This is a genomic window from Fontivita pretiosa, from assembly GCF_050410795.1.
Taxonomy (GTDB): Bacteria; Planctomycetota; Phycisphaerae; order Tepidisphaerales; family Tepidisphaeraceae; genus Fontivita; species Fontivita pretiosa.
The window spans coordinates 1,855,929-1,875,740 of record NZ_CP191258.1; the positions used below are offsets into that span (position 1 = coordinate 1,855,929).

Genomic DNA, 19,812 nt, shown 5'->3' on the forward strand with positions numbered 1-19,812 from the left:
TGGCCGCCTGTGATACAGGCGGGCGGTGAAGCATCCGTATCGTCGTGACACCGCGGCTTGCCGGGCTTACGATCATGTCCGTCGATGAGACCCCGATGGGCCTGATGACTTTTCCATGCCAGGTGTGTCAAAGTCCGCTTCAGGCGGATGAGGCACAGGTGGGGACGCTGGTGCGTTGCCCGGTGTGTAAGACGGCGCTGCTGGTGCCGCATGCACCCACACATCAGCAGCGCCAGCGCTCGCCGCAGGCCGAATCGCCCAACCCGTCGGCGGCGGCCAGCACTCGTACGACCAATTACGCGACTCCGACGCGCGCGGTTCCGTCGGTTGCGTCCGACTCCGCGCCTCCGCAGGACAGCCCGCCGCTGCCGCGACGGGTCACGGTTCCGGCGTCGCTGCTTGCCGGACGCGTCCCCGGCTCGCCGGACAGACGCTACGGCTTCAACTGCGTGTACTGTTCGTCGCGTCTGGAGGCCACCGAAGCCGTCGCAGCGCAGGAAGGCGTGTGTCCCACCTGTGGCAACACGATCACGATTCCGATTCTCGACAAGTATGGTCGGCTGATCGACCCGGTGACGCGCCAGATCATCAAACAGGACCCTCACCCGGTTCACGCCTACGCCGCCGCCGGAGACCGCGCCCCCAAAATCGTTCGCCTGACCGACGGCAGCCAGGCGATCGAGTGTCCTCGCTGCCGCTCGCTCAGCTCCGTCACCGCCAACAACTGCAAGAGCTGCGGCATGCCATTCACGATGGAAGGTACCACGGTGGAGGCGGCCGGCGCCAGCAACAGCTTCTGCGTGGCGTCGCTGGTGCTGGGGATCATTGGCATCCCGATGTTCTGCGCGATCGTGCCGCCGATCCTGGCCATCATCCTCGGCGCCATCGGGTATAACCAGGTCACCACTTCAGGTCAGCAAGCCGCAGGCAAGGGCATGGCCATTGCCGGCATGATCTGCGGCGGTATCGGCACGCTGCTGATGCTGTGGGCCTATCTGCTGACGTAGCGCGGAAGAGTGGCCAATGATTGACCGGTATGCAACCGGCAGGCGCGCATGAGCATCGGGCGGCAGGCGCTGTGTGCTCACGAGTGCTTGAGGATTGGTCACTGTTTGCGTTCTGCCGCCAGCAGCTTTTCTTCGGCCTCGGGACGGCGGATGTAGATCGGCGTAAGGGTCCACGGATCAGCGAACTGTCCGCGACGAGCCATCTCGGCGCCGAGCATGGCCACGGCGGAGGCGCGGGCACGCCAGCCATCCGGCGGGGTGACGATCACGCCCGGATCATCCTTGGGGATCCACTTTTGATGATACGGGATTCCTTCGCCAAGCAGATGCACCGGTCGGGGGGAGCGCGCCAGCATCGACGTCAGATCGTCCAGGTGCGCCGGCTCACGCTCGATCCAATTCCCGAGTCCTTCAGCCGCCGGCTCCGCACCCGCCTTTTCGAACCGGGCGGTGAAGATCTGATCTCGCTTGGCATCCAGGACGATGATCAGATGTCGCGCTTCCGGCGGCGCGTTCTCCGCCAGAACCCGCACCGTGGGCACCGCCACCAGCTTCACCCCCGTCGCCAGCGCCATCGTCTTGGCCAGGGTGATCCCGATGCGAAGTCCGGTGAATGATCCGGGACCTGCCGAGATATAAAGCTGTTCGATATCCGTCGGCGACCAGCCCTGCGCCCGGCAGAGTCGATCGATAATGGGGATGATCTGGGCCGCATGCACCAGGCCGTGAGGGAACTGTTCTTCAGCAAGCACGCGGGTCAGTTGCGCGTCGGTCACAACGGTCGCAACCGAGCCGATGCGTCCGGAGGTTTCAATCGCCAGGGCGCGGGGCATGCCACGAGCATAGCCTGAGCCGCAAAAGTTCAGAAGCGTTGCATCGATTGACTGCGCGCGGCGATGTCAGCTCAAGGCCTGCCGCACATCGCCATAGACCAGATGGGTAATGCGGAAGGTGCCATCTTCGGCGGCAATGGCCTTGACCATCACGAACAGTGGTTGCTTGGGTTCGGGCGTCGTTCCCAGCAGCAGAGTGGTGGTGATCGGAGGCAGCGGCTCCCACAGGACAATCACGCCCACCAGTTGCCCGGGTTGCGGCTGAAGCACGTTGGCCATCCATTGCGAGGCGACGTGGTTGAAGCGTCTGGCCTGGGCATCGTCGCGGGGACAGAACTGTCCGCGGATCGCCTGCGGCAGCGAATCGCACTTGCCAAGATCCTGAGCCAAGTCGGTGGCGATGCTCGTCGCCGGCCAGGTGTAAGCGCGTGTGGCGATCGGCATCAGTCCGACGGTGAGCTGTCGCAGTCGAGCGACCGACTCGTTTCCGCTGGAGCCCATCTGTCGAACAGTCAAGTCCGGAGACATCAGCCAGGCCAGCCGTTCGGCATCGGCGCCCGGATCATCGCTGTCGCTGACCAGCGTACGGGCCAGCAGCGCGAGCTGATCGGACCAGCCCGCGGGCGTGGCGGCGGGCTCACCGAGCGCGGTCGGCCCGGCCAGCAGCAGCCCCAGCACAAACCCCAATCCAAAACCCAAACTGCGATGTCTTCGAGAAATCCGCATAACGACAAGTTCTCCGCCCGTGAAGGTCTATCGGCCAGTTCGTCGGTTCTGATTGCCACAGTGGACAAAGACAACTGACGTGCCCCGCAATCGGAAGGGTGAAACAGCGGTTTGATCGTCACAGGCACTTTACCCGTTACCATCGGAACATTTTCCGCGCTGTGGGCCGGGGTCCGCTCAGGTAGCATCAGCCTCTACCACCACCATGCCGCGTTCCCAGACTCGCCCCCAGCCATCGCGGTTCGTCGTGCTCGCGGCGCTGTGCATCCTCGTGGCGGCCCTGTACTGGACCCGCGAGGTGATGGTCCCGCTGGCGATGGCGGTGCTGCTGACGTTCCTGCTGGCGCCGCTGGTCATCCGACTTCAGCACCTTGGCCTGCCCCGCGCCGCGGCGGTCCTCCTCGTCGTTGCCTCCCTGCTGTGCGTCGTGCTGGTCCTGGGATGGATCGTGCTGCTCCAGGTTCAGGATCTGGCTGAGAAGCTGCCGGATTACAAGGACAACATCGTACACAAGGTTCGCGATCTGCGCGGCAGCGGATCGGGAACCGTCGATCGCGCCGCCGCGGCGATCGAGGAGGTCAGGCAGGCCGTCGCCGGCTCCGCCACGCAGCCGGCCACCACCACGCAGCAAAGCCCCCAGCCGACGACTGCGGCGACGCAAATCGCCGCCAGCATGCTCCCCCCCCGCCAACTCGCGCAGCCGGCGACGCAACCCTCGGCCCCCAGCACCCAGCCCCTTCCCGTGCGCGTCGTACCCGAACCGCCCTCCCCTATCGATGTGCTGGGAACCTACCTGGGCACGCTGCTGGGACCACTGGGAACCGCGGGCATCGTCATCGTCTTCGTCATCTTCATGCTCATCGGACGCGAGGACCTGCGCGATCGTATCATTCGACTCGTCGGCGAGGGACAGCTCAACATCACCACCCAGGCGCTCGACGACGCCGCCACACGCATCAGCCGATACCTCGTGGCCCAGGCAATCGTCAATGGCAGTTACGGGGCGGCGATCTCGCTGGGGCTGTGGCTGATTGGCGTCACGCTGGCCGACGGCTGGTTCCCCAGCTTCGTGCTCTGGGGGCTTTTGTGCGCGCTGTTGCGGTTCATTCCCTATATCGGGCCATGGATCGCGGCGGCGTTTCCGCTGATTCTCTCGCTGGCGGTCTATCCGGGCTACTCGGTCTTCTTCGCCGTGGCCGGCATGTTCATCATCGTCGAGCTGCTGAGCAACAACTTCATGGAACCCTGGCTGTACGGCAGCAGCACGGGCATGTCGGCAGTGGCGGTGCTGGTGGCGGCGGTGTTCTGGACCTGGCTGTGGGGACCGATCGGACTGCTGCTGTCTACTCCGCTGACCGTCTGCATTGTCGTCGTCGGCAAATACGTGCCGCAGTTTCGCTTCTTCGACATCCTCCTGGGCGATCAGCCCGTGCTCAGCCCCGCCGAACGCATCTATCAGCGACTGCTGGCCATGGACGCCGAGGAAGCCGCCGACGTGGCCGAGGAACAGTTGGAAAGCTCCTCGCTGGAGGCCGTGTACGATCAGGTGCTGCTGCCGGCGCTGGCGATGGCGGAGCAGGATCGCCACGCCGACCAGCTCGACGATCGCCGTGGGCTGTTCATCCGCGATGCCCTGCGCGACATCATCGATGAGCTGCATGAGCTGGAGCTGGCGCGGGTCGCTCGCCGGGCGGCGGATCAGACGCTGCGCGTCGCGCGCAACCAGCCGCTGGCCGCCACTGATTCTTCCGACAAGGGCAAAACCGCTTCGACGCCGAACCGCCCCAGCCTGCCCGGCGACTGTCCTGTCAACGTCGTGACGCTTCCGGCCCACGACCAGGCCGATGAAATCGCCGGCTCGATGCTCACGCGGCTGCTGGAGCTGCGAGGGTATTGCGCCATCAACATCTCACACAACGCGCTGGCCAGCGAAATGCTCGCCGAGATCGAGAAGCACCAGGGGCAGCTTGTGTGCGTATCGGCCCTTCCCCCCGCCGCCGTCACGCATGCCAGGTATCTGTGCAAGCGGCTGCACGAGCGATTCCCGCAGCTTCGCAAGGTTGTGGGGCTGTGGACCGTCAAGACGAAATCGGAGAAGGTGCGACAGCGCATCGCGTGCGCGGGGCAAGTGACGATCGCGGTAACGCTCCAGGAGGCGCTGGAGCGAATCAGCGAGCTGGCGCAGCCGCTGGCCGTGCGGCAGGTACAGACATAGGCCCAACGCGGCGGCCGCTCATCCCTTCATCGCTTCCACGCCGCCCATGATCTCCGACAGCTCGGTGGTGATCTGGCTCTGGCGGGCGCGGTTGTATTGCAGCGTCAGGGCCCTGGCCATCTTGTCGGCGTTGTCGGTGGCGCTCTTCATCGCGACCATTCTCGCCACGTGCTCGCTGGTGGTGGCGTCGAGGAACGTCTGGAAGAACGCGGTCTTGACCGTCAATGGAAGCAGCTCGTCCAGCAGCTCGCGCGCCGACGGACTGAAGTCATAGATGACTTCGGCGTGCAGCCCGTGTGCTTCGGGGTAGACCTGCGCTTCCCCGGGCTGCATGGCCATGGCGCCGGCCTGCGCCTGAGCTTCCTTCTCCGCGACCTGCCGGGCGATGTGTTCTGTCGCCTCCTGCACGCCTGCCAGCGGCAACAGCGTCAGCACGTCCGGTCGCTGCACCCCGGTGCTGATGAAGTTCATGTAGGCCACGTGTACCGCGTCCACCTGTTCGTCGGTGAAACGCTTGAGCAGCGGCTGAAGCACGCGATCCGCGTCGGCGTAGGTGGGGACATCCCTGGCCTCGCAACGGAAGGCCATCGGGCGTTTCTGATAGTTGAAGTAGTTGATTCCCTTCTTGCCGACGACATAAAGCTCCACACGGTTGCCCTGGGCTTCGGCCTCGTGCATGAAGCTGAGGGCGCGGCGCAGGACGTTGCCGTTGTACGCCCCGGCCAGTCCGCGGTTGCTGGTGATGACCACCAGCGCGATCACGCCGGTGCGTGTCTGAGGGGTGGGGCGTCGCAGCAGCGGATGCTCGACATTGCCGACGCTGGCGGCCAGCTCGCGGACCAGCTCGCGAACCTTCATCGTGTAGGGTTTGGTCCCGACGGCGCGCTTCAGCGATTTCTGAAACTTCGCCGTCGCGATCATCTGCATCGTCTTGGTGATCTTGCGGATGTTGCGGACCGCCTTCCGCCGCTTCACAATCGCCCGTGCCTTTGCCATGGCGGGGGATTAGAAACATCCCGGGCACGGGAATCAAGCTCCGCCCGGCGGGGCGTCAGCCTGGCCTCGGCGAGCAAGCACCGACGAGGCCGTTACACGATCCAGGCCAGCGGATCGCCGCTCATCGGCACCAGCAGGATGTATCGGGGCGGCAGCAGGACGATGTATCGGATGCCGGGCACATCTGTGGCGGTGTCGGGCAACTGCTGGCCGCGGCGGGCGATCACGGCGTTGCTCACGTTAAGCTCGCCGTCGGAAACCGCCCGACCGTTCAATGCCACGCTCTGATCGGCCCCCGCAAGCAGACGCAACTTGACCTGCGCGACGCTGAGCTCGGGGTTGGCCGAAAGCATAAGGGCGGCGGCGCCGCTGACCATGGGCGTAGCCATCGACGTGCCGCTCATCATCGCGTAGCCGTTGCCGGGCACGGTGCTGAGAATATTGCTGCCGGGGGCGAACAGGTCCACCGTGGCCGATCCGAAGTTGGAGTAGTAGGCCATCGAGCCGGACTGGTCGGTGGCACCAACCACGATGATGTTGTCGAGCTCGTATTCCGCCGGGAACGTGTTGACGAAGATGGAGTCGGTATTCCGTGAGTCGTTTCCGGCGGCGGTGACGAAGAGCTGACCCTTTGAGCCGGCGTAGGCGATGGCGTGGTAGAGGACATCGCCCTGGCGACCATAGTTGCCGCCCCAACTGGCATTGGCGACGCGAGCACCGGCGTCGGCGGCGTAGCGGATCGCCCGGGCCAGAAGCTCGGCCCCGACCGAGCCGCCCGCGTCGTCGAAGATCCGCACCAGCATGATCGCGGCCTTCTGCATCACCCCGCTGATTCCCACGCCGTTGTTGCCCATCGCCCCCAGAATCCCGGCGGTGTGCGTGCCGTGGCCGCCGTTGGCCTGCCCGTTATCCAGTGGATCGTTGTCGCCCTCGGCAAAATCCCATCCGATGATGTCGTCGATGTAGCGGTCGTTGACGTTGCTCTGTCCGTTGACCCCGTCTTCCCAACCGCCTCGTTTCGTCGAGGTCAGCAGATCGCCCGCGTCGATGTAGCCATTGTGGTTGAGATCCCTTACGTATCGTGAGTTGAATCGCGAGTTGAGGTCGTAGAAGCTGATCACCCCGTCGCGGTCCACATCGCGAAGCCTGCCCTTCAAGGGCGCAGGGATTTCCGCCTGGTTGATCCAGATGTTGGCGTACAGGTCCTGATGGGTGTAGTCGGCGCCGGAATCCAAATCTGCGACGACCACTGCGGCGCTGCCGCGGGTCCGATCCCAGGCGTCGGTGACGGCGGCCTGACGCAGCGCGTACTGCGATGCCAGCAGCGGGTCATTCGACCCCGCCAGCAGCGTGCGCGACTCCAGATGCTCCAGCAGTTGCAGGCGTCGGTGGCTGAGAGTTGAAAAGCGGTTCACGGCGAGTCCTCCTGCCAACAGTCGGCACGGTGGCCAATAGTGACACAGGAAGGGTTGCCGTCAGTCGCAGAGATTTTTCAACCCCGGCAACTTTTCGCACTGCGCGAAGAACGTTTTGCCGCATCTTCAAAGAGCAACACGATCGACATGCTCAGCCGGTCGAGTCCAGCTCGCGCAAGTCCAGTCCCAGCGACTCAGCCATCTCCTGGAGCGTCATCCTCACGTCCTCGGGAAGCTCGATGCCCTGTTGCGTGGCGTTTCTGTACTTTTCCCACTCGATCTCGCCGGGCAGGTAGATCCTGTCAGTGCCTTCTGCCTTGGGCGCTTCATGGATCTCGCGCACCAGGGCGTCGATGCGGTCGGCGAACTGCTGGTAGGGACTCATGGCCGATACGTCAATCGCCAAAAACGCCGCGCCGTGCAGCGTTGGCAGCGACGGATCGCTTTTCATCCAGGCGCGTACGCCCCAGGTCATGGCGGCCCCGGTCAGCGCGCCGCTGAGCACCTCGATGAGCAGCGCCAGGCCGTAGCCCTTGTGCCCGGCCATCGGCAGCAGCGCTGCCTTGTCAGGGAACAGGTGCAGGTCGGTGGTGGGCAGACCATTGGGGCCGACAATCCAGTTATCGGGGATCGGCTTACCGAGCTTCTGGGCGGCGTAGATTTTTCCGCCCGCCACGGCGCCGGTCGAGATGTCCAGCATGATCGGATCGGCACTGCCGGCGGGAATTGCAAACGCCAGCGGGTTGCTGCCCAGCACCGCCCGTCGCGATCCGGGCGCTACGACGGTCGGCACATCGTTGGCCATCGAAAGCCCGATCATCTTCTGCCTGGCCGCCAGCCACGCCCAGTATCCGGCGGCGCCGAAGTGGCAACTGTTGAAGCACCCGGCATAGGCCACGCCGCTGTGCCGCGCCTTTTCGATCGCCCGTTCCATCGCGAACTTCGAGACGACCTGTCCCAGCGACGAGCCGCCATCGACGATGACCCATCCGGGTCCTTCGCGGGCAACCTTGGGCGGGTTGTCGGTGCGGATCCCGCCGGCGCGCAGCCGCCTGATGTAACCCGGCAGCAGTTTCACCCCGTGCGTGTGAACGCCCCACAGGTCGGTCATCACCAGCGCATCAACAGTGACCTGCGCATCGGCGTCGCTGACGCCCACCTTCTTCAGAGCTTTGACACAGAAATCGGTAAGGGACTTTGCCCAGACTCTTTTGGCTGTTGAGGCGGACATAGGCACTCAGTCCGCGGCGTGTGGATCTATTTTGCAGTTGTCCGAGCCGTCGAAGACCCGGGGGATTAAGGTTGCCGCGCCCGCACGCCGCATTCAGCGCGGCGACCGTTGGATGTCCGGCGACTCATACCAGAGGCTTGACGTTCACTTTCCGGACGATGGCGTCAAACTTGGCCCTGCCCTCCGGCGAAACCGGTATTCCATCGCGGCTGCGCTGTTCCCACAGTTGTCCTTCGCGTCGGCCGGGATAACGCGGGGGATTGTTCGGATCCAACGGTGGTGAGGATTCTATATATTCAACATATTCCCGCATGCGCCTGGCGAACTCGCCTTGCGGGGCCACCGTCCCAGGATCGATCGCCATGATGAAGAAGCTGCTGTCGGCAGACTTGTTCGGTTCATTGACGATGCTGGGAATGTCGTTGGAGAATCGGTTGCCCGAAAGTATGGCCGAGAGGATCTCGAACACCATCGCCAGGCCAACACCCTTGTGTTTGCCGATCGGCATGAGCTGCCCGAACCAGGCGGCCTCCGGATCGGTCGTGGGGTTGCCGTCCTTGTCCATGGCAACTCCCTCAGGCAGCGGCTTTTTGGCCAGGCGATGTGCCTTGACCTGCGCCCGAGTCATCATCGCCATGTGGCAGTCGAAATAGAACGGGAACATCCCCTGCACCGGCGCGACGAAGGCGAAGGGGGAGCTTCCCAGGCGAATCTCGCGCCCGCCCCACGGCGCCAGGCACGGGAAGGACTGCTGCGAGATCATGCCAATATACCCCTGATCGGCGGCGATTTTTCCGTACACGCCGCAGGCGCCGACATGATTGGTGTTCCGCACCGTCGCCAGGTACAGCCCGTGCTCGCCGGCGCGCTGGATCGCGTGCTGCATCAGAATGCGCGCGCTGGCCAGGCCAAAGCCGGATCGCATGTCCCATCGCTCGAAGACCTTTGAGCCGCCAAGCAGCACCGGCTCGCGATCCGCCTTCAGTCCTCCGCCAAGAAGATGATTCACATACATCTCCATCGACTCGATGCCATGCGTATCCACGCCCAGCAGCGAAGCATCAAGCATGGAGCGGGCCGCAAGCTGCGCCACTGACTGCGGGACACCCAGTTTTGTAAATACCGCGACCGCGAAGGCGGAAAACGCCTCCGGCCGAACGCGGATCGAATCTGAACTTGCTGTTGTCATGGTGTTATTCAATCAAATGCGATCCGCCACCGGACCACCGAGCACGCAAACGGCAACTATGGATCTACGGCGATGCCGCGTCTGCATACTCGGTGGCGCCGTGGACGGCTAGTTTCTGATAAGCTGCGGATCGTCGTACTGGACGATCATCACCTTGTTGCGCTCGTGCGTGTCCATCGTCGCCATGGCCTTTTCAATGTCCTCCAGCCGGTATACGTGAGTGATGATCTCCTCGGTGTTGACCAGGCCGGTCTCCTGCAAACGAATCGCATTCTGCATGGCGATGGGGGTGACGCTGAATGAGGCATCCATACGAATCTCGTTGAAGTGCGTCGGACCGCCTTCCAGGCAGAACTTCTCCGGCGTGGTGATGCCAAAGAGATTCACGCGCGTGCCGCGTCGAGTGAGACTGAACATCAGGTTCACCGCCTCGATCGGTCCTGCCGCTTCGACGATCAGGTCCGGGCCGTCCGGGATGATGTCGTAGACCGCCTCGCGGACATTGGAGACTTTGCGGGGATTGATGGCATGGGTAGCGCCCAGTCGCAGCGCGTTCTTCAGCGCGTAGTCGGAGGTGTCGATGGCGATGAGCCTGCCGGCGCCGGCGGCCCGCGCGACCATCAGACACAGCATCCCGATGCCTCCGGTGCCGATGATGATCACCGATTCGCCCACGCGCAGGTTCGAGTATTCGATCACACCCTTCCAGGAACCGGCCAGCGGTTCGGTCTCGGCGGCGGCTTTCCACGAGAGAGACTTGGGCTTTTTGAAGACGTTGAACTGTTCGGTGACCATGTATTCCTGATAGCCGCCGGGCAGAAACCGATCACCGCCGTCGCCGCCGGTGGAAAACGTCGTTTCGCAATAGTGGAACAGGTTCATGCGGCATTTGGGGCATACGCCGCAGTACCCGCGCGGCGAGAGGATGACTTCATCGCCGGGCTTGAAGTGTTTCACCGCCGAGCCGACCTCGGCGATGATCCCCGCCGGCTCGTGCCCGAGGATTCGGGGAAAGTGCACCTTTCGCTTGCCACGCACCGCCTTGTGGTCGGTGGCGCAGATTCCGCAAGCCTGGACTTTGACAAGCACCTGAGTGGGCGAGGGAACGGGTTTTGGAATATCCTGGAGCTCGATTTTGTTCACGTCGGTGAGGACTGCTGCGAGCATGTTGGCTTGACACCTCGGTAGGAGTGGGCACACCCGGATGCCCGGACGAACGCCCGTGCGATCATCTTCGGGCATCGCAAAGGAACATTCTGGCAAAAACCGTCGCCGCAGGCAAACGGCGTCGCCGCGGCGCGAATCGTTGCAACCGCCCGCAGGCACACGGCGCCTCACACCGTGCCGTGAATCTCCACTTCGCCACGGATGGGCAGCCGACCCGCGGCGTCGGCGGCGGCGGGCCGACCATTGACCGTCCATGTCTTAAGGTGGTGGACCGCCCGCGGCGCAGCGAAAAAGCCTTCAACCTGCTCGGGCAGTCGGATCCTGATCTGGAATCGATCTTCCCGTTGGCGCTGCCAGTCAACGGCGATGGGTCCGTGAGGCGAGGGCCAGACGCCGCTGGCCCGCTTCAGATCGCCCGGCGCCGGGCAAATCAGGACCTGGGCAAAGCCGGGCCGCAGGGGATGCACTCCCAGAACAAAGCGGCTGAGCAGATACGCCGCCGTCACCCCGCTGCCCTGCACCGCCGACCGCGTGTCGCGCGAACGCCACCGCCCGGTGTACCGCTCGCCCAGCAGATTCCACAGCTCGGCGATCGTGGTCAGCCCCTGGCGTCGCAGTCGCTGGTAACGGCGGCGGAGGATGTCCAGGGCCCACTGGTCGTGGCCGGTTCTGAACAGCCCTTCCAGTGCCCAGATGAACGATGGCTCGACCTGCCCGACGCGAATGTCCGGCTCGCCGATTGCGCGCCGGATCGCCTGCTGCTGCTGAGGGTCAGCCAGGCCGAACAGCATCATCAGGAAATTGACGTGCTCGCTGGTGTGCTCGCAGAGGCGGTCGTCGATCAAAGCATCGCAGTAAACGCCGCGCTGCGGATTCCAGTAGACAGACTGAATGACGGGCTTGAGCTGCTCGTATCGCGCCAGGAAGGCCGCCGCGTCGTCGCGATGCCCCAGCACTTCGGCCATGCGCGCCAGCACGCGCAGCGCCTCCACGTGCAGGCAATTCACTATCAGCGGGTAGCCGCGCCGCTCCAGATCCGCCCAATCGACAAACATCGTAAACGGTGAGCGGCCGATCAGACCCTGCTCGTTCTCGTACAGCTCCAGCAGCCGAATCGACTCGACCAGCTTGGGATAGAACTGGCGCAATCGCGAGAGATCTGCGTACAGCTCGTAGTGCTGCCAGAAGTGCAGGATCAGGATCAGGGCCGAGTCGGAGTAGATGCTGAACGCCTCGTTGCGGTTGCCCATGACCGTGTGCGGAAACATGCCCCAGGTAAACCAGGAATGGAGCATGTCGTCGTGATACTTGCCGATGATCTGCTGCTCACCGAAGGCGGCGTAGACGCCAGTCGCCAGCCCCAGCAGGTCTCCGGCGTATTCGCGCCGCTCACGGAAGGGGTTGTCCATGAGGCGGTCGTGAATGCACAGCTCGGTGGTGTCGGCACAGGCCTTCCAGGTCCAGTTCAGCATCTCATCATCGCATTCGAACCGGCCCAGCGGCTGGAAGGGATATCGCTCGGCGAAGACCCGGATGCTGTGAATGCGCAGTGGCGAGCTGTTCCGCCGGAATGTCAGTTGAAAGTAACGGAAGTCTCGCCAGTTGTAGGTTTCGAGAATCTGCCGCCCCTGGCGGGTGATGAACTGATCAGCGACCGGTGTGCGGTTGGACAGGTACGGCAGCACGCGTCCATCCACCAGAATCTGCGCATAGCCGATATCCACGATCGTCCCTGCCGGGGCAGTGAGATCGATCCGCACGCGCCCGTTGAGCATCCGCCCCGCGTCGTAGCCGAGGCATGGATCGTGAATACCTGGGAAATGGTCGTAGTCGTAATCATCGCTCATCGGATGCAGCACCATCGGGCGATGCTCATCCTGGCCGGACACAGGCTCGACCTGCTCGATGCGCGTATATTTGGACGGCAGCGGTGGCTCCAGCGACATGCGGATCGCCAGGTCGTCCGGACGGTTTGGCTCGGCGCGCTCCAGAACCTCGCCGCTGTACAGCAGCGTCGGTTCGGGCAACGGCACAATCTGAAACGGCGGAATGCCCCGTGGCTCCAGACGAATCCACGGCATGACCGCCGACGGCGAGGGGTTCCAGTTCCACTGCGCCACCAGCGGATCAAGTTGAACGATCACGGCCGGCGACCAGTCCGGTCCGGGCACGAAGTCTGGCTCCAGCCAGTCATGCGGATCGAGCCGGGCATCGAAAAATTCGCTGTAGGTCATCCGGTCGATCTTGGGCACGTCCTTCTTCCACGCCTGCGACTGCCGCGTCAGCCAGGAACTGTCCGTCTGGATCCGCTGCCCGGGAAGATCGAGCTGGCAGATGAACCCGCCACGGCTCCAGTAGAACGTGTTGCCCTCGGGGTTGTACCTGCCGTTGCCGTAGTGATAGACGATGGCCCCGATGACGTTAGTGCCCGGGCGAAGAAACGGCGCCGCGTCATACTCGTCATAGCGCTGCCATCGCGGCTCGCTCATCGGCGGCCCCCACCCGACCAGCCTGCCATTGATGAACAGGCGATAGTACGTGTCGGCCGACACGCGCAGCGGTGCCCGATCCACCGGTTGCTGCTGCTGCCAACTGCGACGGAAGTACACATACGTATTCGGGCTGGCGGGATCGCTCGTCTGCTGCCACACCCAATAGGCCGACCAGTCTTTCATCGATTGTGCCTCTTACCCTGCGGTGCGGGTGCTGTGTGGTGCCCACATTCCGAGTCTGCTTTTCCGCCCCAGAGGCCAAAGTGTGCCCGTCGCCGTCCGTGCACGCAAGGGCGGCCTGCCGGCAGGCAGCAGTCGTGCTCGGGATTGATCGGCGTGGGCAGAGGCGGCGAACGGCTTGGCGGGGCAAACAAAAAGGCCCGAATCGATCGGGCCATTTCGTCTGTTATTCGTTAATAGACACGAACTTACTGGGCGCGGGAGGATTCGAACCTCCGAAGGCATAAGCCATCAGATTTACAGTCTGACCCGTTTGGCCACTTCGGTACACGCCCGAACCGGTGAGTGTCCCAGCCGACTCATATAAGTATTGCCAAGCCGTTGGCAGATTTCAACCTCGGCTACGCTCGGCCGCGCCCCGACCCGGTGGTCAGCAGCCGCTGCCCGCGGTTCAGCGAGCGTACCGGAAGCTGATCTGGAAGTCAGCGGCTTGTGGGCTGGTGCTGTTGACGGTGATCGAGTCGGGCGTGTTGGGGTCCAGGGTCTTGGTGAACGGTCCCAGCTTGTTGCCGATCGGGTTGCCGTTGCGATCAAAGAATGTAACGGTGTAATCGACGTACAGCGTCTTGTTGATCGCCGAGCGAATCGGAACGGTCACCACCAGCAGCCCGGACTGATCGCGGGCGACGATGGGCGTGCCGACGGCGGTATCCTTGCGAAGCCGCTGGGAGTCCATGTGGATCTGCTTGGGCAGGTAGGGATCGGCGCGCGGCTCGATGGGAGCCCGAACGCCACAGCCTGCAAGAAGCAACGTCAGCATCGAGATCGGAACAAGTCGTGTCATACTCGGGTATTCCTCAAAAAGTGCTCAACAACATGAAATATCGCATGGTCAGGCTGGACGCGGCGATCAGGGCTGTGTCGCTGGCGGCGCCGTAGGCGCGGGCGCCTGCGGTTCTGCCGGGGGCTGGAGACGCTGGGGTGGCGGCGAGGTCCAGGACTGGGTCATGTCCGACATCAGCTTCCTGGCCAGATAGCGCGTGTAGTCGTTGATCTGCGTTTTTTCCAGCGGCGGGGGCACATCGACCACCGCCCGGCCGATCGATTCGCCGCCCCGGGTGTTCAGCGCCTCGGCCACGATGCGAACCTCCAGACCCTGTTGCGTCTGGCGCGTCGGGCGGGCCTGGACCTGCACCAGAACATCCGCGTTGAGCTGCTGGGCCAGTTCGCTGAGCACCTGCGGGCGACCCTCCTGAAGCTCCTTGACCTGCTGATCGCTCAGCCGCTGCCGGGCCATCATCGGAGAGATCACCGTGACCTGTCCGTTGGCAGCCAGCCAGTCGGTCATGATGTTCTCGATGGCCTGATAATCCAGCGCCCTGGCCTGCGCTTCGTCGTATTGCCCGGGGTGCAGATAGACTTCGGTGGTCTCACGGTATTCGCCGGGGCCTTTGGATTCGTAACGATCGGAGTATTCGCGCGTCCGGTCGCGCCAGCCGCGCTGGCGGGTGTGGGTTTGGCGTGACTCCACCGTCACGCCGGTCGAGCTGCGGCGGGTGTGCTCGACGCTGAGCAGCGGATCCTCAGGATTGACCGGGATGATGTTGCCCTCGAGCGTGCGGTTGACGAACACGACGATCCGGGGCGAGCCGACGCGGCGGTAGGCATCCACGAAATGATGCTGCTCGGGCGGCTGCTGGCTGACCAGCGGCACATCATCAAAAGGCGGAATGTGCGAGGGATCGGCGTAGCTCGGCGGCGGCAGAGGCTTGGCCTGCTGCTCGTCCCGCTGGTACATCGCGGCGCGACGATCGTCGCTGGTGGGAACGGGCACCTGCGGCGGCGGCGGGGTGTTGTCGCGGCAGCCCGCCAGCACGCCCAACACCACAACCGGCAGCAGCGTGCTCACGGCCAGCGGTGCCATCCAGCCGATAAACCAACCGGTGGACGTTGCGATGCTCAGGAATCGGGCGAGTTTCACAAGCGAATCCTCCGTGCGTGCCTTCACGCAACCGTTCAGACACTCCGCCGCCGGTAAGGATTGTGGCCCACTGGTGTCAGGCCGATTGCTCTTGCCTGCGCCTTGCGTCCCGGCGATGCGCGTGTCTAGAGACTAGAGCGTACCGGGCTTGTGTCAAGCCGGAGACAATCATAACCTATGCCAACTCAAGGAGATCGGAAATCATGTTGAACACGGCACTGAAGCGAATCCTCGCGGCGACGATGCTGCTGGGCGTGGGAGTGGGTTGTTATTCGGACCGTCCGCACGAGTACGGAAAAGAGCGCCCGCCGGTCGATCGGCTGGATCCCCGTGACAAGGGACTTCAGAGCAAGGACGTGGTGGCCAGTTCCGATCAGATGGCGATGGATCTGCTGGCACTGCCGGAGCTGAACGCCAGCCGCGATCGCTGGACGATTGTGGTGGACCGGGTGGAGAACCTGACAGCCAGTCGCCGGCAGGATCTGGACATCTTCCTGGAGCGACTGCGGGTGAATCTCGCGCAGCGTGGCCGCGGGCGGGTGCAGCTTATCGAGAATCGCGACAAGCTGCGGGATCTTCAGTCTCGCGAGCTGGAGCAGCCGATGGGCGATCGCTTCGGACAGGGCGGCAGCGCTCGCCCCGCGCCCGGCCCGGCTGGCATCCAGCCCGACTTTGCCCTGTACGGCAGAATCATGGAGCTGCCCAATCGCGGCACCAGCTACTTCCTGTGCGAATTCACCCTCACCGACCTGCGAACCCGCCAGCAGATCTGGACCAATGCCTATGAAGTGAAGGTGAACAACTGAACGACAAGGAACGACGGATGAACGCACATGAACACAGACTCGGGTGGCGCAGCGTGAGCGATCTGCGTTCATCGGCGAGCATCTGTGGTCTGATCCTCCTGTTGTTGGCTGGATGCAGGAACGCGCTGGAGGCGGGGCACAACACGGCGCTGGACTCGGTCGATCTGGTGAAGATGACCGACGACATGGCGATGAAGATTGCGGCCGACCCGGAGGTCCAGCGGGCGTATGCCCAGCACGGTCCCCTGAAGATCGTCGTGCAGCCGGTGGTCAACGCCATGACTGCCGAGGTGCTGCCGCGCGGTCCGGCCGAGGCGTTCACCGCCCGCGTGCGCGCGCTGCTGGCCAAACACGCGCCGGATCGGTTTATCTGGGTCATGAACCGCGACACGTACTATCGGCTGCGCGATCGGGAACTGGAGGGAATCGATCCGGGTCCGTCTCCCGAGGCGATCAGTCCTGAATATGCCTTGACCGCGACGTTCCGGAGCCTGACCGATGAAGACCCCAGACGTCGCAGCGCCTACTACCTGTGCGTGTACGAGCTGAGCAGCCTGGCCGACCGCACCGTGCTGTGGACCGGATCGTACGAAGTCAAGAAGATCGCGGTGAAGGGGTTTCTCGATTGACGCCGGGAATCTCACGATTGGCCTGCTGGATGTCGCTGATCGCGATGCTCGCGGTCGGTGGTTGCGGCCCGACCAAAGAGCAGATCGCGGCGAGCCGCGCCGTCGAGGCATATTTCGCCGGGGACTACGCCGCCGCGCAGCAGAAGCTGATGCAGGTCGCCCAAAAGCCCGACGAAAACTTCGTGCTGAACAACGTTCGCCTGGGTTCGGCGGCGCTGGCGCGATATGACCTGGATACGGCCGAAGAGGCCTTCCTGCGCGCCTACGAGGTGATCAACAGCGTGGGGGTGAACGCTGGCGGGCGAAGCCTGGGCGCAGTCCTGGTTGATGAGAAAATCAAGATCTGGAAGGGCGAACCCTTCGAGCGCGCCATGGCCAACTTCTACCTGGGGCTGGTGTACTACATGCGCCAGGACTACGCCAACGCGCGGGCGGCGTTTGAAAATGCGCTGTTCAAGCTGCGTGACTACGCCGACAAGAACGATGCCAAAGACCAGTATGCCGAGCAGGAATCCAACTTCGTCATCGGGCTGATGATGCTGGGCAAGACCTGGCAGAAGCTGGGCCGGGACGATCTGGCGCGGGCGTGCTTCGATCGGGTCAGGGAACTTCGCCCACACCTGGCGCCGCTGGTCGATTACCAGCGCAACGCCACGTCAAACCTGCTGCTGGTGATCGAGTTCGGCCACGGCCCGCAGAAAGTCACCGACTTCGACGGCTCGATCGTGGGTTTTGCGCCCTCGCCGGCGCAGGCCGGAACGATCCCCCCGCCGCGGGTCACCATCGATGGCCTGCCCGTGGATCTGGAAGGATTGACCGAACCTCCGATCGATCTGCTGGCCATGGCCCAGGACCGCCGCTGGCAGAGCATCGACACAATCCGCGCCATCAAGAGTGCGGTGGGGTCGGGGCTGATCGTCGGCGGCGCGGGCGCTACCATCTACGGCGCCAACCGCGGCCGCGAAGATACGGCGCTGGCCGGTCTGGCGATGATCGGCACGGGGCTTCTGCTGAAGGCCACCAGCCAGGCGGATGTGCGACAATGGGAGATGCTGCCACGAACGGTCTTCATCCTGCCGCTGCGCATCCCGCCGGGTACCCATGATCTGACCGTCTCGTTTCCCCATGCCGGCTCGGGATTGCAGCAGACCTGGCGAGGGATCGTCGTGCCGCCGCAGGGAGAGGCTACGTATTATATGAGGCTGCAACGCTGGACCAGCGGCACGTACACCTGGCCGCCGATGCACGACGACCTGGCACGGGTCCAGCCAGCGTCTGCGACCGCAAGACAGATGCACTGATGACCAGACCAACCGACCCATGAACCGTGTGTTCTTCACTCAGCCGATGGTGAAACTGCTGACTGTGCTGGCGGTGGTGGTGGGATTCGTGATCTACGTGTATCTCGCATCGGGGCTTCCCGCGCCGCGCGAACAGGACCGCGTCGTCACCCGCAACGGAACCTTCTCGATCATCAAACCCAGGGGCTGGGAGGCGGATATCCGCTACGGCGGCCCCCACGACAGCTTTCGCGAGCGCATCGTGCTCACCCCCCAGCGGTCAGTGGGCATGGAAACACGGATCACCGCGGCCAGGTTGAGCCAGCCGCAAAACATGGATGAGTTGCTGTCGCGCCCGAACACATTGCGCGGCGAGTTTCAGTCGCGCCAGGCCGTCTTGAGCGAAAAGCGATCTCGCAAGGAGTACTTCTGGTGGGCGACGTTTGAGCGCGACGGGCAATGGTACGAGGTGGGCATCCGCCTGGCCAGGCCCGAGGACTTGCCAAGCAGCGACTATTGGCCGTTCCTGACCAGCTTCCGCGCCTCTGCCGCGACCCAGCCCGCCACCGCCCCATATTCGCTGCGTCCGTTGCTTGAATGGCATGCCTCGTCGGCCCGGCGGTGATCCCGTGGCAATGGACGCTCACCTGTTTCCCTTGCCGTTGCGGCAGTCACCCGCCCGCTGCTCGCTCAAGCCCGCCCTGGAGCCACCCGCTCGCCAGCGGCCGATGTGCGGGCGATAAGGGGTCGGGAGTATTTTCCGGATCTTGAAAAATGCTCCCGACCCCTTTTTTCACTTCGAGTCTCTCACAGCGCGCTACCCCCTGTGCGATCGACGGCATTTGACTAGCCGCCGGAGCGCTGCGGAGCATGCTCGGCGGGCTTGCGCATGATGAACAGATAGTTGAACCCCCGCAGGAAGAAGTTTCCTTCTTCGGCGGCCTTGCGGTAGTTGCCCATCTCCAGCGTCTTGTTGTGTCGCGTGACGGCGATGATGTCGACCGGCTCGAAGCCCACGCGGCGCATCCGCTCGAACAGCTCAAAGCCGATCGGATAGAACCGCCCGGGATTGCCGTGAACGTAGCTGTCGCATACGTACACCCCCAGCACTCCGCCGGGTCTGAGAATGCGATGCGCCTCGGCAAAGGCCTGCTGCATCGCGTCGTAGTACCGCGGGTCGGACGCATCCAGCTTGCCGATGTCGCGGGGATCATCGCCATAGTGCAGATGAGTTCCGTATGGCGGGTCCATGAAGACCAGATCGACCTTGCCGCTCAACTCCGGCGGCAGTTTGCGGGCATCGACACGGAAGATGTCCTTGCGCGCCGGATGCACGTCATAGCCCAGCGCCCGACGCCCCAGGTCGCGCGCCACGTCCAGCGTCGTGCCGCTGCCGCAGAATGGATCGACCACCAGGTCTTTCGGTTTCGTGTAACGCTGGAGCAGGTTCCAGATGATGTAGCTGGGCGTGGCGCCCTTGTACCCCGGCCGGCCCTGGTGCGCCTCGCCGTAGTCCTGCGAAGGGTAATCCCAAAGCGTGGTGACCTGAACCCGCAGCGGCGGCTTGGCTCGCGTGGCGCGGGCGTCAGGACGTCGAGGGCGCAGTTGATGCTGTTGATGACGATCCGGATGCATGGTTCGGCCACGGATTGTACACCCGCAGCC

Annotated in this window: 17 protein-coding genes and 1 tRNA gene; 6 read left to right on the top strand and 12 right to left on the bottom strand. The window is 63.9% G+C overall.

The features are described from left to right. Positions 1–44: 44 nt before the first annotated feature. On the top strand, positions 45–1,007 hold the full coding sequence (locus tag ACQS5P_RS07600; RefSeq protein ID WP_428940295.1) for a DUF4190 domain-containing protein: 963 nt from the start codon (positions 45–47) through the stop codon (positions 1,005–1,007). A gap of 98 nt (positions 1,008–1,105) precedes the next feature. On the opposite strand, the gene tsaB is transcribed toward ACQS5P_RS07600, so the two are convergent. Beyond that, positions 1,106–1,840: a tRNA (adenosine(37)-N6)-threonylcarbamoyltransferase complex dimerization subunit type 1 TsaB gene (gene tsaB, locus ACQS5P_RS07605; protein WP_428940296.1), complete on the bottom strand. Its 735-nt coding sequence runs from the start codon at positions 1,838–1,840 to the stop codon at positions 1,106–1,108. Between the two features lie 66 nt (positions 1,841–1,906). Then, positions 1,907–2,566, bottom strand: coding sequence for a hypothetical protein (locus ACQS5P_RS07610; RefSeq protein WP_428940297.1), 660 nt, complete (start codon positions 2,564–2,566; stop codon positions 1,907–1,909). 205 nt (positions 2,567–2,771) lie between these two features. Between ACQS5P_RS07610 and ACQS5P_RS07615 the strand changes: the two genes are divergently transcribed. Beyond that, positions 2,772–4,781 (top strand): AI-2E family transporter, encoded by a 2,010-nt coding sequence (locus ACQS5P_RS07615; protein ID WP_428940298.1) that lies wholly within the window; start codon positions 2,772–2,774, stop codon positions 4,779–4,781. Between the two features lie 18 nt (positions 4,782–4,799). Here ACQS5P_RS07615 and atpG read toward each other — a convergent pair whose 3' ends face one another. From atpG to ACQS5P_RS07660, 9 genes are all read right to left on the bottom strand, one after another. After that, positions 4,800–5,777 carry an ATP synthase F1 subunit gamma gene (atpG, locus tag ACQS5P_RS07620; RefSeq protein ID WP_428940299.1) on the bottom strand — a complete coding sequence of 326 codons (978 nt, stop codon included), beginning with the start codon at positions 5,775–5,777 and terminating at the stop codon, positions 4,800–4,802. Between the two features lie 92 nt (positions 5,778–5,869). Beyond that, positions 5,870–7,192: a S8 family peptidase gene (locus ACQS5P_RS07625; protein ID WP_428940300.1), complete on the bottom strand. Its 1,323-nt coding sequence runs from the start codon at positions 7,190–7,192 to the stop codon at positions 5,870–5,872. 151 nt (positions 7,193–7,343) lie between these two features. Continuing rightward, a complete protein-coding gene (locus tag ACQS5P_RS07630) occupies positions 7,344–8,423 on the bottom strand; it encodes an Ldh family oxidoreductase (protein WP_428940301.1) in 1,080 nt (359 codons plus the stop codon). A 124-nt stretch (positions 8,424–8,547) separates the two neighbouring features. Beyond that, positions 8,548–9,612, bottom strand: a complete 1,065-nt coding sequence (locus tag ACQS5P_RS07635; protein ID WP_428940302.1) for an Ldh family oxidoreductase — start codon at positions 9,610–9,612, stop codon at positions 8,548–8,550. Between the two features lie 108 nt (positions 9,613–9,720). Beyond that, positions 9,721–10,779, bottom strand: a complete 1,059-nt coding sequence (locus tag ACQS5P_RS07640; RefSeq protein ID WP_428940303.1) for a zinc-dependent alcohol dehydrogenase — start codon at positions 10,777–10,779, stop codon at positions 9,721–9,723. Between the two features lie 167 nt (positions 10,780–10,946). Beyond that, positions 10,947–13,454 (bottom strand): alpha-L-rhamnosidase N-terminal domain-containing protein, encoded by a 2,508-nt coding sequence (locus tag ACQS5P_RS07645; RefSeq protein ID WP_428940304.1) that lies wholly within the window; start codon positions 13,452–13,454, stop codon positions 10,947–10,949. A 249-nt stretch (positions 13,455–13,703) separates the two neighbouring features. Beyond that, positions 13,704–13,786, bottom strand: a tRNA-Tyr gene (locus ACQS5P_RS07650). 116 nt (positions 13,787–13,902) lie between these two features. Beyond that, a complete protein-coding gene (locus ACQS5P_RS07655) occupies positions 13,903–14,295 on the bottom strand; it encodes a DUF1425 domain-containing protein (RefSeq protein ID WP_428940305.1) in 393 nt (130 codons plus the stop codon). A gap of 66 nt (positions 14,296–14,361) precedes the next feature. Further along, the gene (locus tag ACQS5P_RS07660; protein WP_428940306.1) at positions 14,362–15,432 is read right to left on the bottom strand and encodes a hypothetical protein; all 1,071 of its coding nucleotides are present in this window, start codon (positions 15,430–15,432) and stop codon (positions 14,362–14,364) included. A gap of 203 nt (positions 15,433–15,635) precedes the next feature. Between ACQS5P_RS07660 and ACQS5P_RS07665 the strand changes: the two genes are divergently transcribed. Genes ACQS5P_RS07665 through ACQS5P_RS07680 form a run of 4 tightly spaced genes read left to right on the top strand, consistent with a single transcriptional unit; the run spans position 15,636 to position 18,772 of the window. Beyond that, the gene (locus ACQS5P_RS07665; protein ID WP_428940307.1) at positions 15,636–16,238 is read left to right on the top strand and encodes a hypothetical protein; all 603 of its coding nucleotides are present in this window, start codon (positions 15,636–15,638) and stop codon (positions 16,236–16,238) included. Positions 16,239–16,255: 17 nt separating this feature from the next. Continuing rightward, positions 16,256–16,867 carry a hypothetical protein gene (locus ACQS5P_RS07670; RefSeq protein ID WP_428940308.1) on the top strand — a complete coding sequence of 204 codons (612 nt, stop codon included), beginning with the start codon at positions 16,256–16,258 and terminating at the stop codon, positions 16,865–16,867. 29 nt (positions 16,868–16,896) lie between these two features. After that, entirely contained in the window at positions 16,897–18,168 is a 1,272-nt protein-coding gene (locus ACQS5P_RS07675; RefSeq protein ID WP_428940309.1) for a hypothetical protein, read from the top strand. 19 nt (positions 18,169–18,187) lie between these two features. Beyond that, entirely contained in the window at positions 18,188–18,772 is a 585-nt protein-coding gene (locus ACQS5P_RS07680) for a hypothetical protein (protein ID WP_428940310.1), read from the top strand. Positions 18,773–18,993: 221 nt separating this feature from the next. Here the strand turns inward: ACQS5P_RS07680 and ACQS5P_RS07685 are convergent, their stop codons facing one another. Further along, the gene (locus tag ACQS5P_RS07685) at positions 18,994–19,782 is read right to left on the bottom strand and encodes a TRM11 family SAM-dependent methyltransferase (protein ID WP_428940311.1); all 789 of its coding nucleotides are present in this window, start codon (positions 19,780–19,782) and stop codon (positions 18,994–18,996) included. Between the last annotated feature and the right edge of the window lie 30 nt (positions 19,783–19,812).

What these genes read in the sequence shown, in the direction of transcription:
- ACQS5P_RS07635 (WP_428940302.1), bottom strand. Translation starts at nt 9,612, where the DNA reads ATGACAACAGCAAGTTCAGATTCGATCCGCGTTCGGCCGGAGGCGTTT.
- ACQS5P_RS07610 (WP_428940297.1), bottom strand. Translation starts at nt 2,566, where the DNA reads ATGCGGATTTCTCGAAGACATCGCAGTTTGGGTTTTGGATTGGGGTTT.
- ACQS5P_RS07615 (WP_428940298.1), top strand. Translation starts at nt 2,772, where the DNA reads ATGCCGCGTTCCCAGACTCGCCCCCAGCCATCGCGGTTCGTCGTGCTC.
- ACQS5P_RS07685 (WP_428940311.1), bottom strand. Translation starts at nt 19,782, where the DNA reads ATGCATCCGGATCGTCATCAACAGCATCAACTGCGCCCTCGACGTCCT.
- ACQS5P_RS07640 (WP_428940303.1), bottom strand. Translation starts at nt 10,779, where the DNA reads ATGCTCGCAGCAGTCCTCACCGACGTGAACAAAATCGAGCTCCAGGAT.
- ACQS5P_RS07665 (WP_428940307.1), top strand. Translation starts at nt 15,636, where the DNA reads ATGTTGAACACGGCACTGAAGCGAATCCTCGCGGCGACGATGCTGCTG.
- ACQS5P_RS07680 (WP_428940310.1), top strand. Translation starts at nt 18,188, where the DNA reads ATGAACCGTGTGTTCTTCACTCAGCCGATGGTGAAACTGCTGACTGTG.
- ACQS5P_RS07670 (WP_428940308.1), top strand. Translation starts at nt 16,256, where the DNA reads ATGAACGCACATGAACACAGACTCGGGTGGCGCAGCGTGAGCGATCTG.
- ACQS5P_RS07645 (WP_428940304.1), bottom strand. Translation starts at nt 13,454, where the DNA reads ATGAAAGACTGGTCGGCCTATTGGGTGTGGCAGCAGACGAGCGATCCC.
- ACQS5P_RS07655 (WP_428940305.1), bottom strand. Translation starts at nt 14,295, where the DNA reads ATGACACGACTTGTTCCGATCTCGATGCTGACGTTGCTTCTTGCAGGC.
- atpG (WP_428940299.1), bottom strand. Translation starts at nt 5,777, where the DNA reads ATGGCAAAGGCACGGGCGATTGTGAAGCGGCGGAAGGCGGTCCGCAAC.
- ACQS5P_RS07675 (WP_428940309.1), top strand. Translation starts at nt 16,897, where the DNA reads ATGTCGCTGATCGCGATGCTCGCGGTCGGTGGTTGCGGCCCGACCAAA.
- ACQS5P_RS07630 (WP_428940301.1), bottom strand. Translation starts at nt 8,423, where the DNA reads ATGTCCGCCTCAACAGCCAAAAGAGTCTGGGCAAAGTCCCTTACCGAT.
- tsaB (WP_428940296.1), bottom strand. Translation starts at nt 1,840, where the DNA reads ATGCCCCGCGCCCTGGCGATTGAAACCTCCGGACGCATCGGCTCGGTT.